General features: G+C 59.3%; 1 protein-coding gene. It reads left to right on the forward strand.

All coding sequences use genetic code 11. The features are described 5' to 3' along the window. Positions 1-246: ATPase, T2SS/T4P/T4SS family (locus EOD29_RS34150; protein ID WP_164764059.1), on the forward strand; the 246-nt coding region annotated here is incomplete at both ends.

The raw sequence follows: 246 nt of genomic DNA on the forward strand, positions 1-246 counted from the left end.
GCCGGGCATCGCGCCTCATTCCACTTGAAGACTACATTCGCGCCGGCGTGATGACAGAATACCAAGCCACAACGATCCGCAGTGCCATTTCCACGAGGCTGAACATCATCATTTCCGGGGGGACGGGCTCGGGTAAGACGACGCTTGCGAACGCCGTAATCCACGAGATCGTGAAGTCCGCGCCACAGGATCGCCTCGTCATCCTTGAGGATACCGCGGAAATCCAATGCGCAGCCGAGAACGCCG

It is taken from the genome of Mesorhizobium sp. M1A.T.Ca.IN.004.03.1.1, from assembly GCF_003997555.1.
In the GTDB taxonomy this organism is placed as follows: Bacteria; Pseudomonadota; Alphaproteobacteria; order Rhizobiales; family Rhizobiaceae; genus Mesorhizobium.